This window comes from Allobosea vaviloviae (assembly GCF_001298265.1).
GTDB lineage: Bacteria > Pseudomonadota > Alphaproteobacteria > Rhizobiales > Beijerinckiaceae > Allobosea > Allobosea vaviloviae_B.
This window is the reverse complement of the sequence record NZ_LGSZ01000078.1, coordinates 24538-39075: the sequence shown is the minus strand read 5'-3', so window position 1 is coordinate 39075 and position 14538 is coordinate 24538. Positions and strand designations below refer to the sequence as shown.

At 66.5% G+C, this 14538-nt stretch carries 18 protein-coding genes; 5 read left to right on the top strand and 13 right to left on the bottom strand.

All coding sequences use genetic code 11. From position 1 onward, the window contains the following. Window positions 1-26: 26 nt before the first annotated feature. Window positions 27-593, bottom strand: a complete 567-nt coding sequence (locus tag AE618_RS24215) for an exopolysaccharide biosynthesis protein (protein WP_054211639.1) — start codon at window positions 591-593, stop codon at window positions 27-29. A gap of 181 nt (window positions 594-774) precedes the next feature. After that, window positions 775-1044 carry an usg protein gene (locus AE618_RS24210; RefSeq protein ID WP_054211638.1) on the bottom strand — a complete coding sequence of 90 codons (270 nt, stop codon included), beginning with the start codon at window positions 1042-1044 and terminating at the stop codon, window positions 775-777. A 216-nt stretch (window positions 1045-1260) separates the two neighbouring features. On the opposite strand from AE618_RS24210, the gene bcsS reads away from it, so the two are divergent. Then, window positions 1261-1962, top strand: a complete 702-nt coding sequence (bcsS, locus tag AE618_RS24205) for a cellulose biosynthesis protein BcsS (protein ID WP_054211637.1) — start codon at window positions 1261-1263, stop codon at window positions 1960-1962. A gap of 30 nt (window positions 1963-1992) precedes the next feature. On the opposite strand, the gene AE618_RS24200 is transcribed toward bcsS, so the two are convergent. Next, a complete protein-coding gene (locus AE618_RS24200; protein ID WP_054211636.1) occupies window positions 1993-2727 on the bottom strand; it encodes an SDR family NAD(P)-dependent oxidoreductase in 735 nt (244 codons plus the stop codon). Between the two features lie 76 nt (window positions 2728-2803). Between AE618_RS24200 and AE618_RS27595 the strand changes: the two genes are divergently transcribed. After that, entirely contained in the window at window positions 2804-2968 is a 165-nt protein-coding gene (locus tag AE618_RS27595) for a DUF2256 domain-containing protein (RefSeq protein WP_082365542.1), read from the top strand. Here the strand turns inward: AE618_RS27595 and AE618_RS24195 are convergent. From AE618_RS24195 to AE618_RS24180, 4 genes are read right to left on the bottom strand one after another with little or no spacing between them, the layout of a single operon-like run. Beyond that, window positions 2957-4567 (bottom strand): NTP transferase domain-containing protein, encoded by a 1611-nt coding sequence (locus tag AE618_RS24195; RefSeq protein ID WP_054211635.1) that lies wholly within the window; start codon window positions 4565-4567, stop codon window positions 2957-2959. The two genes, AE618_RS27595 and AE618_RS24195, sit on opposite strands and share 12 nt — an antisense overlap. 10 nt (window positions 4568-4577) lie before the next feature. Further along, complete coding sequence (locus AE618_RS24190; protein WP_054211634.1) at window positions 4578-5270, bottom strand: XdhC family protein; 693 nt, start codon at window positions 5268-5270, stop codon at window positions 4578-4580. Between the two features lie 4 nt (window positions 5271-5274). Continuing rightward, window positions 5275-5904, bottom strand: coding sequence for a LysE family translocator (locus AE618_RS24185; protein ID WP_054211633.1), 630 nt, complete (start codon window positions 5902-5904; stop codon window positions 5275-5277). Then, entirely contained in the window at window positions 5904-6227 is a 324-nt protein-coding gene (locus AE618_RS24180; protein ID WP_054211632.1) for an XdhC family protein, read from the bottom strand. The genes AE618_RS24185 and AE618_RS24180 overlap by 1 nt, the downstream gene beginning before the upstream one ends. A gap of 197 nt (window positions 6228-6424) precedes the next feature. On the opposite strand from AE618_RS24180, the gene AE618_RS24175 reads away from it, so the two are divergent. Next, entirely contained in the window at window positions 6425-7093 is a 669-nt protein-coding gene (locus AE618_RS24175) for an alpha/beta fold hydrolase (protein ID WP_054211631.1), read from the top strand. Here the strand turns inward: AE618_RS24175 and AE618_RS24170 are convergent. Together AE618_RS24170 and AE618_RS24165 are read right to left on the bottom strand one after the other, a co-directional pair. Then, window positions 7090-8289 (bottom strand): vWA domain-containing protein, encoded by a 1200-nt coding sequence (locus AE618_RS24170; RefSeq protein ID WP_054211630.1) that lies wholly within the window; start codon window positions 8287-8289, stop codon window positions 7090-7092. The two genes, AE618_RS24175 and AE618_RS24170, sit on opposite strands and share 4 nt — an antisense overlap. Window positions 8290-8455: 166 nt before the next feature. Further along, window positions 8456-8833: a nuclear transport factor 2 family protein gene (locus AE618_RS24165; RefSeq protein WP_054211629.1), complete on the bottom strand. Its 378-nt coding sequence runs from the start codon at window positions 8831-8833 to the stop codon at window positions 8456-8458. Window positions 8834-8904: 71 nt separating this feature from the next. On the opposite strand from AE618_RS24165, the gene AE618_RS24160 reads away from it, so the two are divergent. Next, window positions 8905-9195 (top strand): BrnT family toxin, encoded by a 291-nt coding sequence (locus AE618_RS24160; RefSeq protein ID WP_054211628.1) that lies wholly within the window; start codon window positions 8905-8907, stop codon window positions 9193-9195. Then, window positions 9173-9382 carry a hypothetical protein gene (locus AE618_RS24155; protein WP_054211627.1) on the top strand — a complete coding sequence of 70 codons (210 nt, stop codon included), beginning with the start codon at window positions 9173-9175 and terminating at the stop codon, window positions 9380-9382. The genes AE618_RS24160 and AE618_RS24155 overlap by 23 nt, the downstream gene beginning before the upstream one ends. A gap of 7 nt (window positions 9383-9389) precedes the next feature. On the opposite strand, the gene AE618_RS24150 is transcribed toward AE618_RS24155, so the two are convergent. From AE618_RS24150 to AE618_RS24135, 4 genes are all read right to left on the bottom strand, one after another. Beyond that, window positions 9390-10304: an AAA family ATPase gene (locus AE618_RS24150; RefSeq protein ID WP_054211626.1), complete on the bottom strand. Its 915-nt coding sequence runs from the start codon at window positions 10302-10304 to the stop codon at window positions 9390-9392. Window positions 10305-10424: 120 nt separating this feature from the next. Next, window positions 10425-11228: an FAD binding domain-containing protein gene (locus AE618_RS24145; protein WP_054211625.1), complete on the bottom strand. Its 804-nt coding sequence runs from the start codon at window positions 11226-11228 to the stop codon at window positions 10425-10427. Between the two features lie 128 nt (window positions 11229-11356). Continuing rightward, window positions 11357-13720 carry a xanthine dehydrogenase family protein molybdopterin-binding subunit gene (locus AE618_RS24140; protein ID WP_054211624.1) on the bottom strand — a complete coding sequence of 788 codons (2364 nt, stop codon included), beginning with the start codon at window positions 13718-13720 and terminating at the stop codon, window positions 11357-11359. A gap of 84 nt (window positions 13721-13804) precedes the next feature. Then, window positions 13805-14317 (bottom strand): (2Fe-2S)-binding protein, encoded by a 513-nt coding sequence (locus AE618_RS24135; protein WP_054211623.1) that lies wholly within the window; start codon window positions 14315-14317, stop codon window positions 13805-13807. Between the last annotated feature and the right edge of the window lie 221 nt (window positions 14318-14538).

Below are 14538 nucleotides of genomic sequence, written 5' to 3'. Positions count from 1 at the left end.
GAAACGCCGCGTGAGCGCGACCGGGTTCAGAAGAAGAGTTCGTGGATGCCGCTGAAGATGGCGTAGGCGAAGCCGGCGCTGAGCGCCAGGCCAAAGGCGCCGAAGACCGTGCCCACGATGATCAGCACACCGTCACGCTCGACCAGCCCGAGGCCGACGAGGCAGACGGCGAGTCCCAGCGGGATCTGCCCGATGAACGGCGCCGCCACCACGAGCCCGAGCGCCAGGACCAGGATCAGCAGTCCCAGGACCGGAATCGCGTAGGCGCCACCCAGCATGGTCAGCCGTGGCCGCGAGAAGCGTTCCAGCCAAATCAGCGCCGGCATCGCCCGTCCGACGGCCCGTGTCAGCTCGGGCTTGCCGATGCTGCGTGCCAGCAGCGTCGTGGGCAGCCACGGGGTCACCCGCCCCGCCAGCATCTGCGTCGCGACGAAGGCCAGTACGAGGCCGCAGACCAGCGGAATCGGCGGCGGCATCGGCAGGCAATTCGGCAGGCCGAGCAGCACCACGAGCAGCGCATAGGCCCGATCCTTGAGCGCAGCGACGATCGACCCGACTGCGATACGCTCTCCAGGCAGAGCAGCGAGCGCCATCAGGAGTCCGGAGGTGCGCAGGGGTGATGACAAGGGTTCAGGCCGGGCCGTGACAGGAGCAGCGGCCTAGCACGCGCCGTGTCCGTGCAACAAGCAGGGTTGGCGCGGAACGCATCACACAAAAACGGAGACACGGGCACTCGCGACGACCCGGACGCGGACGTATGCCGGGCTGCCGGGCTCAGTGCAGCGTCAGCACGCCGTTGACGTTGACGATCTCGGCTGGCCGGATCAGACGCGAATGCGCAACCGTCACCGAATGCAGCGGCCCTTCGAGTTCCCGCTTCCAGAACGCGAGGAAGTCGTGCAGCGCCGGGAAGCGCGGTGCGAGATCATAGTTCTGCCAGATATAGGTTTGCAGGACGCTCTGGTGATCCGGCATGCGATACAGGATCGTCGCCGTGGTCAGGCCGTAGCCGGCCAATTGCCTCATGAAATCCGTCGACGTCATCTGCCCTTCTCCCCTCGTCGGCACACGATGAAAGCTTAGCCAGTTCCAAGGACGAGGCTGCGCCTGCTTGGTTAACAAAAGCTTGCAAGCCTCCTGCCGGCCTGCTGCAATTGGGCCAGCTCCGGGTTTGTTGGATCCGGCGCAGGGAGGCGTGGGGTGGCGTACGGGTGTGCGAGCGCTGGAGCCGCGAGGCTGGCTGCCGTTGTCGCGGTACTGTTGGCAACGCCCGCCATCGCCGATGATGAGCAGGCCGAGGAGCGCTCACCCTGGTCGAGCGTGCTGTTTGGCTCGCTCGAAGCCGGGCCGACGAAAGGCTTCGTTTCGGCCGGGATGAAGACGGCGCTCTGGAGCGGACTGTCGAGCAGCGGCTTCCGCACGATGCTCAAGATCGGCGGGGCGCAGGAGCAGGCACGGCGCCAGCGCCCCCGGGGCATCGCCTACAAGAGCGAGGCGCAGGCCCTGATCGGCTATGAATGGCGCATCGGGGACACATTCCTGTCGCTCTACGCTGGCTCCGACTACGAGGGCGAGCAGCGCGAGGAGCCGCGAGGGACGGTCACGACCGGGAGCTACGGCGCACGCCTCCACGGCGACCTCTGGATGACGCCCAGCGAGGGCACGATGCTTCAGGCCAGCGCCTATGCCTCGACACTGGACGGCCGGCTCTGGGGCCGCGTCGCGGCAGGCTGGCTGCTTCCACAAGCCTTTCGTCTCGCCAGCTTCCAAAGCGACGGCGCCCATATCGGTCCGGAGTTCGAGGCCTATCGCTCACACGACTACCACAAGCTCCGCTTCGGCCTGCACCTGACGGGCTTGCGGCTCTTTGGCCTCACCTGGCGGCTGTCCGGCGGCATCCAGAAGACGAGTGACCGGCCCGCAGACGCTTATGCGACGCTGGGCCTCCATTGGCAGAGCTGAGCAGCCGAGGCGGTGCCTTGCCCTCAGCCGCTACCCTTTGGTTCGTAGCGTCGAGCGGCCACCGTCGACGCCGATAATCTGCCCGGTGATCCAGCTCGCATCGTCCGACGCGAGCAGGCTCGCGAGCGGCGCGATATCCTGAGGCTCGCCCAGCCGCTGCAAAGGATGCAGATCGGCGATCGCCTTCGCCATCGCCTCATTGCCCGTCAGCGACGCGGCGAGCGGGGTTTTGGTCAGGGACGGCGCGATGCAGTTCACTCTGATGCGCGGCGCGAGCTCGGCGGCGAGCGACAGCGTCAGCCCCTCGATCGCGCCCTTGGCCATGGCAACCGATGCATGCGCCGCAAAACCTTGCGCCACCGCGACCGTCGAGAACAAGACGATCCCAGCCGTCCCTTCAGCCTGCTTGAGATGGGGCAGCGCCACCTGAATCGCTTTCGCAGCCCCCAGCGCGTTGATCCTGAAATCCCTGAGGAAATCCTCCTCCGACAGGCGCGCGACAGGCTTCAGGTTGATCGTTCCGACGGCATAGACGAGACCCTTGAGGGCACCGCCCTGCGACGCAGCCTGCGTCGCCTCGGTGAAGACATCCGCCTCGGTGACATCGCCGACCGTGAAGCCGGCACCGATCTCGGCGGCGACCGCCTCCAGCTTGGTGAGGTCGCGCCCGACGAGATGAACACCGAGCCCCCTCGCCTTCACGCAACGCGCGATGGCCGAGCCGATCCCGCCGCTGCCGCCATAGATCAGGATGGTGTCGCTCATGAGGCTGCTCCGAATGCTTCCGCCCAGCGTATACGTCAACGCATACCAAGACGGACCACAACGAGGCGCAACTTCGATGGCGAAGCACGTCAGGAAATCGGACCTGCCTGAGAAAACCTGCCGGGTCTGCGGCAGGCCCTTCACCTGGCGCAAGAAGTGGGAGCGTGTCTGGGACGAGGTGAAGTTCTGCTCGCAGCGCTGCAGGAGCGAAGCGCGCACCGCCCGTCCTCTACTCCCTTGACCCTTGCAGCCCTGCCAGCGCCTCGGGCGTATCGACATCGAGCGCGATCGCCGGATCGTCCAGCGGCCCCTCGACGATCGCGTCCCCGGCCGCATCGAGCAGACGCCGCGCGCCCTGGTCTCCGTCCAGTGTCCCGACCGCCGCAAACAGCGCGCGCGCCAGCAGCACTGGGTTGCCGCGCTGGCCGAGCAGCGTCGGCACCACCGCGAGAGCCTCGCCGCTGTCGGCAAAAACCTGCGCGAGGCGGTCGATCACGCCGGCCGTGACATTGGGCATGTCGCCGAGCGAGACCACGACACCGGGAGCGGTATCCGGCAGCGCGGCAAGCCCGGCCTTGACCGAACTGGCGAGACCGCTGGCGAAATCGGGGTTGTGGACCAGACTGACATCGAGCCCGGTCAGCGCAGCCGAGACCTCCTCATGCTGATGTCCCGTCACAACGATCACCGGCCGCGCCCGCGAGGCGAGCTGCGCCTCCACCGCATGACGCAGCATCGGCTTGCCACGCACGCTCTGGAGCAGCTTGTTGGCCTGTCCCATGCGGGTCGAGCGGCCCGCCGCCAGCACGATGCCGGCGACAGGCGCGACATCGAGCAACGCTGGTGCGCGCGGCTGCGGCCGCGAGACGATCTCCATCAGGAGCCCGCCGACACCCATCGCCTGGATATCCGAACGCCTCACCGGAATGCCGGCAAGGCAGCGCTGCAGAACCCAGTCGAAGCCGTTTTCCTTGGGCGAGCGCGCGCAGCCCGGCGCGCCGATCACCGGCTTTCCGGCGAGATCGCCGATGAGGAGCAGATTGCCGGGATCGACTGGCATGCCCAGATGCTCGATCCGCCCGCCCGCCTCCAGCAGCGCCTGCGGGATCACGTCGCGCCGGTCGGTGATCGCCGAGGCGCCGAAGACGACGATGATGTCGGCCGGCCCGGCTGCCTCTGTTGCGATCGCCCGCGCGAGCGGCGCCGCCTCATGCGGCACCCGGCGATCGGTAGAAAGTGTCGCGGCGGCAGGCGCGAGCCGCTCCGCCATCACCCGCAACGTCTTGTCCACGACGGAGGGTTTGAGACCCGGCAGCAGCGTCGAGATCACCGCGACGCGAAGCGGCCGATAGGGTGACACCGAAACCGGCTGCAACCCACCCAGCCCCGACAGCGCCTGCTCCACCAGCACGGCCGGCAGGCCATAGGGGATGATCTTGACGGTGCCGATCATCTCGCCGGCGACCACCGCCTTCATCGGCGGCAAGGTCGCCACCGTGATCGCCTCGTCGACGCGGTTGAGCGCGTCGATCGCAGCCGCGTCGATGGTGAGCACCCCTGCGGCCTGTGCGAAAAGATTGACCCGGCCGGTGAAGGCCGCCTCCGTCACCACGCCGCGCCCGGCCAGCGCTTCGGCCAGCCGCGTCGCGGCCGCATTCTCGTCGATGTCGCCGGGCTCGAAGCGCACCGCGACGACCTCGGTGACGCCGGCGCCCGCCAGCGCGGAGGCAGCCGCCGCAGTGATCGCCGCGCCCTTCTTGACGATGGTCTCGCCGGCCCGGATTGTATGCGCGGCGATCGAGCCGGCAGCCTCAGCCAAGGGAACGGGTCCGAATTTCACAGCCGCAGCCTCAGGCAGAGGTGCGGCGCGGACCGCGCAGCGTCGAAACGATCTCGCCCAGGATCGCAAGCGCGATCTCGGCCGGCGAGACCGCGCCGATATCGAGCCCGATCGGCGCATGGATTCGTGCCGCGGCAGTGGCGTCGAAGCCGGCCGCGGCCAGGCGCTCGACGCGACGGCCATGCGTCTTCCGGCTGCCCAGCGCCCCGACATAGAAGCACTCCGAGCGCAGCGCGGCTTCGAGGCCGGGATCGTCGATCTTGGGGTCATGCGTCAGCGCGACGAAGGCGGTGTAGGCGTCGAGGCCCAGCGTCGCGATCGCCTCGTCGGGCCATTGCGTCAGCAGCGTCACATCGGGAAAGCGCTCCGGCGTGGCGAAGGCGGTGCGCGGATCGATCACGATCATGTCGAGATCGAGCAACTTCGTCATCGGCGCCATCGCCTGCGAGATATGCACCGCCCCGGTGACGACGACGCGCGGATGCGGCGCCTGAACGGTCAGGAAGATGGGCTTCCCATCGACCTCGACCATCGCGCTCTTGGCCATGCGCAACTGCTTGTCGAGCAGCTCGGCCAGCGGATCGGAGGCGATCTCGGCGGCCTTGACCAGCCGCTGTGTGCCCTCGGCGACATCCGTCACGAGCACGGTCGCGCGCCGCGCCGCGCGCTCGGCGTTGAGCGCAGCCAGAATGGAGAGATCCATCGCCTCAACCCTTGTCGGTCGCGAGCTTGACGCCAAGCCCGATCATCAGCGAGCCACCGAGCCAGCGCCCGACGGCGAAGCCGCCTTGCGTCCGCTTCATCGTCCTGACCACGAACGAGGCGCCGAGAACCGTCAACAGATCCGCCGAGGAGAAGGCGATGTTGACGATCGTGCCCAGGATCAGGAACTGCGCCCAGACCGGTAGAGATCCGGCCGGATCGACGAACTGCGGCAGGAGCGCGATGAAGAACAGCGCCACCTTGGGGTTCAACACCTCGACGAGGAAGGAATCGATCAGCGCGCGCCGGACGGTCTTCGCGGGAGCGACGTTCACCTCGCCTGCCGCGAGCTTCGCGCGGATCATGCCGATGCCGAGCCAGATCAGATAGGCCGCGCCCGCGAGCTTCACGGCGACGTAGAGCTCCGGCACATGCGTGAAGACGGCCGAAAGTCCGAAGGCGGCCGCGAAGACATGCAGGTAGCAGCCGAGATGGATGCCAAGCATCGCCATGAAGCCGGCCTTGCGGCCATGCGCGATCGTCTGTGCGGCGGTGTAGAGCAGGGCCGGCCCAGGAAAATAGGCGACGACGAGGGTCAGCGTCGCGAAGGCCAGCAGCGTTTCCCAGGAGGCCATCAGTTCACCTTTTCGACATAAACCCGGATCCGCCCCCCACAGGACAGCCCGACCTTCCAGGCCGTCTCGTCGGCGACACCGAATTCGAGCGTGCGCGCCGCGCCGTCGGCAATCACATCGACGGCCTCCTCGACGACCGCGCCCTCGACGCAACCGCCGGACACCGAGCCCTGGAAATTGCCATCCCCGTCGATGACGAGATGCGAGCCGACCGGGCGCGGCGCCGAGCCCCAGGTCTCGATCACCGTGGCGAGCGCGACCGAACGTCCGGACTTCGCCCAGGCTTCAGCGATGGAGAGGATATCGGTGTCAGTGGAGATCATGACCTTCGATCCTCGTTAGCCGGTGCGCTGACGCCCGATTTCGCCCATGCCGCATCATAAGCTGCGGACACCCGCCGCGATGCGCCTAGTTAAGCATGGCCGCCGCAGGTTTCGAGCATGCGCAGGTCGAAAGCCGACGCTGGCGTCTCGACCGGCAAGGACGATCTCGCTATCGCTCGCCGGGGGCAAGACACGATATGACGAAAAACCAGGACGGCATCGTTCTTCTGCACGGCATCGCACGGCACGCGACCTCGCTCGCGACGCTCGAGCGCACACTGGCCGCCGACGGCTACCATACTCTCAATCTCGACTATCCTGCCCGCAAGAACTGCATCGAAGACATCGTCGCCTTCATGCGGGAACCGATCGCGCGCTTCCAGGCGACGTTGGACGGCCGGCTGCATTTCGTCACTCACTCGATGGGCGGCCTCGTCGCCCGCGCCTATATCGCCCGCCATCGCCCGGAGCGCCTCGGCCATGTCGTGATGCTGGCGCCGCCCAACGAAGGCAGCGAGATCGCCGACCTGCTTGCCAACAACCGGCTCTATCGCGCCTTCTTCGGGCCGGCAGGCGCCGAGTTGATCACGGCAAGGCCCGATGCGCTGTGCCAGGTCCTCGGCACGGTCGATTTTCCGCTTGGCGTCATCGCGGGCGACCGTTCTCTGGACCCGCTGGGCTGGCTTCTCCTGCCGGGCGCCAATGATGGACGCGTCACGGTCGAACGCACCCGCGTCGCCGGGATGGCGGACCACATCACCCTTCACGGCACGCACACGCTGATCATGGAGAACCGCGAGGCGATCGCGCAGGTCCGGCATTTCCTGAAGCAGGGCCGGTTCCAGCACGCGAAGCCGCCAGCCTAGCCCGCTTTCTTCAGCCACAGCCGCGGATCGCTCGCCCGGTTGTCGCTGGGTGCCAGCGCCGCGCAGAGATCGGCCATCGCCGCAAGGTTGTGGATCGGCCGGAACGAATCGACATGCGGTAGCATCGTGCGGATGCCGCTGGCGCGCGCCTCGAACTGCTCGAAGCGCAGGAGCGGGTTCAGCCAGATCAGTTGCCGGCAGGAGCGGTGCAGACGGTCCATCTCGAAGGCGAGTTCGCCGTCGAGATGGCGCTCCAGCCCGTCGGTAAAAAGCAGCACGATGGCGCCGCCACCGAGCACGCGCCGCGACCAGACCCGGTTGAACGTATGCAGCGCCGTGGAGATGCGCGTGCCGCCCTCCCAATCGGGCGCGGCCTTGCCTGCCAGCGCCAGCGCCTCGTCGGGATCGCGTGCCCGCAAGGAGCGGGTGATGTTGGTCAGCCGCGTGCCGAAGACGAAGGAATGCACCCGCCGCCGCTTCTCGGTGACGGCATGCAGGAAATGCAGGAAGATCCGCGAATACTCCGCCATCGAGCCGGAGATATCGACGAGCGCCACGATCGGCGGATGAATCTGCGCCCGCTCGCGGAAGGCGAGGTCGATCGCGCCTCCCCCTCCCCGCAGCGATTGGCGAAAGGTCCGCCGCGGATCGATCCGGGCTCCGCGATGGGCCGGCCGGAAACGCCGCGTCGCGACGAGATCGTCAGGCAGGCTGAGGCTCGCGACGAGCCGCTTGGCGCGCGCGATCTCGGCTGCGCTCATCTGGGCGAAATCGCGCGACTTCAGCATCTCGCGATCCGACACGGTCAGTTGCGCGGTCAGTTCCGTCAGCTCGACCGGCGCATCCTCCTCGCGCCTTGGCGGCGCAAAGGCCTCTGCCACGCGCAGCGCGCCGGCCTCCTCCTTCTGCGGGGCGCTGTCGGCCCCGGGCGAGACCGGCGACATCTGCGCCATGATCTTCTCGATCAGGTTGCGCCGGCGCCAGAACAGCCGGAAGGCCTGATCGTAGACGACGCTGTCCTCGTGCCGCTTCACGAAGATCGCGTGCAGTGCCCAGTACATATCCTCGCGCTCGCCGAGCGCGCCATCGGCCAGCGCCTCGACCGCCTCGACCACGGCGCCGGGACCGACGCGCAGGCCCGCAATGCGCAGGGCACGGGCAAAATAGGCGATGTTTTCCGGAAGCTTCCCGGTCATGACTGGCCTCGGCGCCCTCTTCCCTTCTCCCGGATGGGAGAAGGTGGCGTGGAGCGCCGGATGAGGGCCTGCCGGTGCTCCAGCGAAATGCGGCGGTCCCTCATCCCTGCCCTTCTCCCAACCGGGAGAAGGGTTCCCTGCGCCCTTCGATCGGAGGGAGGCGTGCTCACGCCGCCGTCTCGGTCATGAATACCTTCTGCACGATCTGCCATTTGCTATCGACCTTCAGGAACGACAGCAGATCCGTGAAGTAGCGCGGCGGCATCTGGCACTTCACCTTCACCAGCGCCAGCGTCGGCCCGACCATGTCGATGGTCAGGATATGGTCGCCGCGCACCATGCCGGCGGCCTTCGGCGAGGGCCGCTCACGCACTGCCTTGAGCCATTCGTCACGCGGCACGATCTTGATCGTGCCGTCCTCCTGCGCGGTGGTCAGCGCCGAGGTCGGGTGGAAGGCGTGCTCGAGCTTGGCGACGTCGCCCTCATAGAGGCCGTTGAGGTAGGTCCAAGTGACGGCCTCGATGGCCCTGAGATCGTTGTACATGGTCTTGCCTCCCACTGAGTTTGGCGGTTGATTGCCATCGATGTTAAGCTTCGGACACGAGATGGTGTTGCGTGCGCTTCGAATGGGACCCGGCAAAGGCGGCCAGCAACCTTCGTAAGCATGGCATAGGTTTCGAGACCGCGGCGCGCGTCTTCGCAGACCCCCTCGCGCTGACAGAGTATGGCGGGGTCGAAGGCGGCGAGCATCGTTGGAACACGATCGGCATGATCGGCACCAGCCTCTTGTTGGTTGTCATCCATACCGATCGATATGACGGCCCGATTGAAGTCGTCCGCATCATTTCAGCCCGCCCCGCCGACAGAAAGGAGATGAGACGTTATGAGCAAGATGGTCACTTATGAAGTCGATCTCTCCAATCCGCCCGCTCTCACCCCCGAGCAGCAGGCCGAGATCGAGGCGCTTCTGAAAAAGCCCGACAGCGAGATCGACTATTCTGACATTCCGCCGCTCGACGAAAAATTCTGGGCCAACGCGGTTCGCAATCCCTATCTCGACCCAGCGCGCAAGCGCGCGAAGAAGGCCGGCTGACACGGGACTACCGACCTGACTCGGCCTTCGCCTGATCCAGCAGTTCCTTCACCTTGGAGCCCTGCATCGCCTGGATGTCGTCCTGGTATTTCAGCAGCGCGCCGAGCGTATCCGACACCAGGGCCGGATCGAGCGCCACCGCGTCGAGTTCGACCAGCGCGGTCGCCCAATCCAGCGTCTCGGCCACGCCCGGCGCCTTGAACAGCTCCTCCTTGCGGATCGCCTGCACGAAACTCACGACCTGTTTCGCGAGCTTTGCCGGAGCATGCGGCGCCCGCGCCTTCAGGATAGCGAGCTCGCGAGCCGCGTCGGGATAGCCGACCCAGTGATAGAGGCAGCGCCGCTTCAGCGCGTCGTGGATCTCGCGGGTGCGGTTCGAGGTCAGGATCACGATCGGAGGCTCGGCGGCCCTGATCGTGCCGAGCTCGGGGATCGTCACCTGCGAATCCGCCAGCACCTCAAGAAGGAAGGCCTCGAAGGCCTCGTCGGTGCGGTCGAGTTCGTCGATCAGCAGGATCGGTGCCCCGCCCTCCTGCGGCTCCAGCGCCTGCAGCAGCGGCCGCTTGATCAGGTACTTCTCCGAGAAGATGTCGCCTTCGAGCCGCTCGCGGTCGCCGCTCGCGCCGCCGGCCTCGGCCAGACGGATCGCCATCATCTGGCCGGCATAGTTCCACTCATAGACGGCCGACGCCAGATCCAGCCCTTCATAGCATTGCAGCCGGATCAGCTTGCGCCCGAGCGCGGCCGAGAGAACCTTGGCGATCTCGGTCTTGCCGGTGCCGGCCTCGCCCTCTAGCAGCAGCGGCCGCTTCATCCGCAGCGCCAGGAACAGCACCGTCGCCAGCGAGCGGTCGGCGACGTAGCCCCGGCCTTGCAGGAGGGCGAGCGTCGCGTCGATGGAGATTGGCAGGGCAGAGGGCATGACAACTCGCGTCATGCTCGGGCTTGACCCGAGCATCTCGTGGGAATGAGCGTTAGCTAGTCTTGCCCGAGATGCCCGGGTCAAGCCAGGGCCATGACGTGGCGAGGCCGATCTCCGAGCCTACTTGCCCGTCGCCTGCGCCACCGCCTGCCTGGTCATCACGCCGATCAGATGGGCGCGGTATTCCGGGTCGGCATGCATGTCGCCATTGATGCCCTCGGCCGGATGCTTCAACCCATCGAGCGACTTCGGCGCGAAGCGGGCCTTGAGCGCGGCCTCCGCGTCCGGCCAGCGGAAGACGCCGCCTTCGCCCGCGCCGGTCACCGCGACGCGGATGTCGCTGCCGCGCTTGGCGACGAAAACCCCGACCAGCGCATAGCGCGAGGCTGGATTGCGGAACTTGGCGTAGCCCGCCTTGGAGACGACGGGGAACACCACCTTGGTGATGATCTCGCCCTCTTCCAGAGCCGTCTCGTAGAGGCCCGTGAAGAAATCGTCGGCCTCGATCTTGCGCTTGTTGGTGACGATCGTCGCGCCCAGCGCCAGGCAGGCTGCGGGATAATCCGCCGCCGGATCGTTGTTGGCGACCGAGCCGCCGATCGTGCCGCGGTGGCGCACATGCGGATCACCGATATGCGAGGCGAGATAGGCCAGGCCCGGAATGGCCTCCTGCACGATCGCCGATTCCGCGACCTCGGCATGGGTCGACATCGCGCCGATAACGATGGTGCGCCCCTTGCGAACGATGCCCTTGAGGTCGCCGCAGGCGCCGAGATCGATGAGCGCGGTCGGCGAGGCCAGACGCTGCTTCATCGTCGGCAGCAGGGTGTGCCCGCCGGCGAGGATCTTGGCGTCCTCCTTCTTGGCGAGGAGGCCGGCGGCCTGACGCGAGGAGGCCGGGCGGTGATAGGTGAAGGCGTACATGATGGATCTCCGCTCGTTTCCAACAACCGTCATGCTCGGGCTCGACCCGAGCATCTCATCCAGGAAAGCGCTTCCGAGCCTCACCGGAGAGAGATGGCCGGGTCAAGCCCGGCCATGACGCGTTTCAATTACTCGGCAGCCATTCTCGTGATGCTCTTCTGCGCCGCGCGCCAGACGGCTTGCGGCGTCGCCGGCATGGCGATGTCCTCATGGCCGAGCGCGTCAGTGATGGCGTTGATGACGGCGGGAGGTGCGGCGATCGCGCCCGCCTCTCCGCAGCCCTTGATCCCCAGCGGATTCGACGGGCAGGCGGTGACGGTCATACCGACCTCGAAGGACGGCAGATCGTCGGCGCGCGGCATGCAGTAATCCATGAAGCTCGCGGTCACGAGCTGGCCGTCGCTGTTGTACTTCGCCCCTTCCAGCAGCGCCTGGCCCACGCCCTGTGCGATGCCGCCATGGACCTGGCCCTCGACGATCATCGGGTTGATCACATTGCCGAAATCGTCCACCGCCGCCCAGCGCTCGATCTTGGTCACGCCTGTCTGCGGATCGATCTCGACCTCGCAGATATGGACGCCGGCCGGGAAGGTGAAGTTGGTCGGGTCGTAGAACGCACCCTCCTTCAGCCCGGGCTCCAGGTCCTGACCGTTGAACTTGTGCGCGATATAGGCCTGCAGCGCACAGGAGCCGAAATCGAGCTTCCGATCCGTGCCTTTGACGCTGAAATGCCCGTCGGCGAAGTCGATATCGGCCTCATCGGCCTCCAGCACATAGGCGGCGACCTTCTTGCCCTTGGCGATGACCTTGTCGACCGCCTTGAAGATGGCCGACATGCCGACCGCACCCGAGCGCGAGCCATAGGTGCCCATGCCCATCTGCACCTTGTCGGTGTCGCCATGGATGATCGAGACGTTCTCGATGGGGATGCCGAGCTTGTCGGAAACGAGCTGGGCGAAGGTCGTCTCATGGCCCTGGCCGTGGCTGTGCGAACCGGTCAGGACCTCGACCGTACCGACCGGATTGACCCGCACCTCGGCCGATTCCCACAGGCCGACGCCGGCGCCGAGCGAACCGACCGCCGCCGAGGGGGCGATGCCGCAGGCCTCGATATAGGAGGAGAAGCCGATGCCCCGCAGCTTGCCGTTGCGGGCGGAATCCCGTTTGCGCTTGCCGATGCCCTTGTAGTCGATGATCTCCAGCGCCTTCTTCAGCGAGGCGCCGTAGTTGCCGGCGTCGTACATCATGATCACCGGCGTCTGGTGCGGGAACTTCTTGACGTAGTTCTGCATCCGGAATTTCGCCGGATCCTTGCCGAGTTCGCGCGAGGCGACCTCGATCAGACGCTCGACCACGAAGGTCGCCTCAGGTCGCCCTGCCCCGCGATAGGCATCGACGGGTGCCGTGTTGGTGTAGACGGCATCGACCTCGGCATAGATCGCCGGGATGTCGTAGGAGCCAGACAAAAGCGGCGCGTAGAGATAGGTCGGCACCGAGGAGGAGAAGGTCGAGAGATAGGCGCCGAGATTGGCGGTGGTGTGAACCCGCAGCGCCGTGATCTTGCCGTCGGCATCGGTTGCAAGTTCGGCGTGGGTGACGTGGTCGCGGCCATGCGCGTCCGACAGGAAGGCCTCGGTGCGGTCGGAATTCCACTTCACCGGCCGGCCGACCTTCTTCGCCGCCCAGACGCAGACGGTCTCCTCGGCATAGATGAAGATCTTCGAGCCGAAGCCGCCGCCGACATCGGGCGCCACAACCCGTAGCTTGTTCTCCGGCGCGATGCCGATGAAGGCCGAGAGCACGAGCCGCGCGACATGCGGGTTCTGGCTGGTCGTGTAGAGCGTGAAGATGCCTTCCCCGTCGTCATAGTCGCCGACGGCAGCACGCGGCTCCATCGGGTTGGGCACCAGGCGGTTGTTCACGATGTCGAGTTTGGTGACGTGCTTGGCCGCCTTGAAGGCCGCTTCAGTCTCCGCCTTGTTGCCGAGATGCCAGTTGAACACGGTGTTGTCGGGCGCCTCGGCATGGACGACCGACTTCGCGCCGGCCGCACTGCCCGTATCGACCACAGCCGGCAGCACGGCGTAATCGACGACGATCGCCTCGGATGCGTCGCGCGCCTGCGCCAGCGTCTCGGCCACGATCACGCAGACATGGTCGCCGACATAGCGGACCTTGCCTTGCGCCAGTGCCGGGTGCGCGCCGGCCCGCATTGGCGAGCCGTCCTTGTTGTGGATCATCCAGCCGCAAATCAGCCCACCGACCTTGTCGGCGGCGAGATCATCGCCCGTATAGATGCCGAGCACACCCGGCATGCCGGCTGCAGCAGCGACATCGATCGACCGAATCTCGGCATGGGCGTGGGGCGATCGCAGGAAATAGGCATGGGCCTGGCCGGGCCGGTTGATGTCGTCGGTATAGCGGCCTTGGCCGGTGATGAATCGGTGGTCTTCCTTGCGCCTGACTGAGGCGCCTATTCCGGTCGCGGACATGATGTTTCCCCTCCTCAGCGCGCCTCTGGTGGGCACGTCACGATTCCAACAGACGATTCGCGCGGATGCGCGGACTGCGGCGTTTCACTCGGCAGCCTGGCGCGGCGGCTCCTTCCGATCCATTCCCTGCCCCGCCATCGCCTCGGCGCCTGCAGCAACGGCCTTCACGATGTTGTGGTAGCCGGTGCAGCGGCAGATATTGCCGTCGAGATCCTCGCGGATCGTCTTCTCGTCGAGATGATTCCCGCGCCGGTTCACCATGTCGACGGCGGACATGATCATGCCTGGCGTACAGAAGCCGCATTGCAGCCCGTGGTGCTCGCGAAAGGCCTCCTGCATCGGATGCAACGCCCCGTCCGTCGCCAGACCCTCGATCGTCGTCACCGACGCGCCTTCGAGCGAGACCGCCAGGATCGTGCAGGCTTTCACCGCCTTGCCATCGACATGCACGACGCAGGCGCCGCACTGGCTGGTGTCGCAACCGACATGGGTACCGGTCAGGCGCAGATTCTCGCGCAGGAATTGCACCAGCAGCGTGCGCGGATCGATCGATGCGGTGACGGTTTTGCCGTTCACCGTCATGGAGAGGGTGGCCATTGTCTTCCTCCTTGGTCCGGGTCTACCGCCCGGCTGGTGAAATCCCGGTCGCCGTGCCGCGAGTGGCGCCCCGCAAGAGGGGCAGCGCTGCTCCTTGGAACGGCTATAAATCGAATGTGGACCCGCGAAATCGCGCGGTCAAGCGGGCTGTGTCCTGCGAAGGGCCCGGATTCCGCAAGAAAATCGCCCATTTCCTAAATGTCGCTATCACAACGGGAAAC

Coding starts and splice junctions, on each gene's coding strand:
- AE618_RS24215 (WP_054211639.1), bottom strand. CDS start 593: ATGGCGCTCGCTGCTCTGCCTGGAGAGCGTATCGCAGTCGGGTCGATC.
- AE618_RS24210 (WP_054211638.1), bottom strand. CDS start 1,044: ATGACGTCGACGGATTTCATGAGGCAATTGGCCGGCTACGGCCTGACC.
- AE618_RS24200 (WP_054211636.1), bottom strand. CDS start 2,727: ATGAGCGACACCATCCTGATCTATGGCGGCAGCGGCGGGATCGGCTCG.
- AE618_RS27595 (WP_082365542.1), top strand. CDS start 2,804: ATGGCGAAGCACGTCAGGAAATCGGACCTGCCTGAGAAAACCTGCCGG.
- AE618_RS24190 (WP_054211634.1), bottom strand. CDS start 5,270: ATGGATCTCTCCATTCTGGCTGCGCTCAACGCCGAGCGCGCGGCGCGG.
- AE618_RS24185 (WP_054211633.1), bottom strand. CDS start 5,904: ATGGCCTCCTGGGAAACGCTGCTGGCCTTCGCGACGCTGACCCTCGTC.
- AE618_RS24180 (WP_054211632.1), bottom strand. CDS start 6,227: ATGATCTCCACTGACACCGATATCCTCTCCATCGCTGAAGCCTGGGCG.
- AE618_RS24175 (WP_054211631.1), top strand. CDS start 6,425: ATGACGAAAAACCAGGACGGCATCGTTCTTCTGCACGGCATCGCACGG.
- AE618_RS24170 (WP_054211630.1), bottom strand. CDS start 8,289: ATGACCGGGAAGCTTCCGGAAAACATCGCCTATTTTGCCCGTGCCCTG.
- AE618_RS24165 (WP_054211629.1), bottom strand. CDS start 8,833: ATGTACAACGATCTCAGGGCCATCGAGGCCGTCACTTGGACCTACCTC.
- AE618_RS24155 (WP_054211627.1), top strand. CDS start 9,173: ATGAGCAAGATGGTCACTTATGAAGTCGATCTCTCCAATCCGCCCGCT.
- AE618_RS24150 (WP_054211626.1), bottom strand. CDS start 10,304: ATGCCCTCTGCCCTGCCAATCTCCATCGACGCGACGCTCGCCCTCCTG.
- AE618_RS24145 (WP_054211625.1), bottom strand. CDS start 11,228: ATGTACGCCTTCACCTATCACCGCCCGGCCTCCTCGCGTCAGGCCGCC.
- AE618_RS24140 (WP_054211624.1), bottom strand. CDS start 13,720: ATGTCCGCGACCGGAATAGGCGCCTCAGTCAGGCGCAAGGAAGACCAC.
- AE618_RS24135 (WP_054211623.1), bottom strand. CDS start 14,317: ATGGCCACCCTCTCCATGACGGTGAACGGCAAAACCGTCACCGCATCG.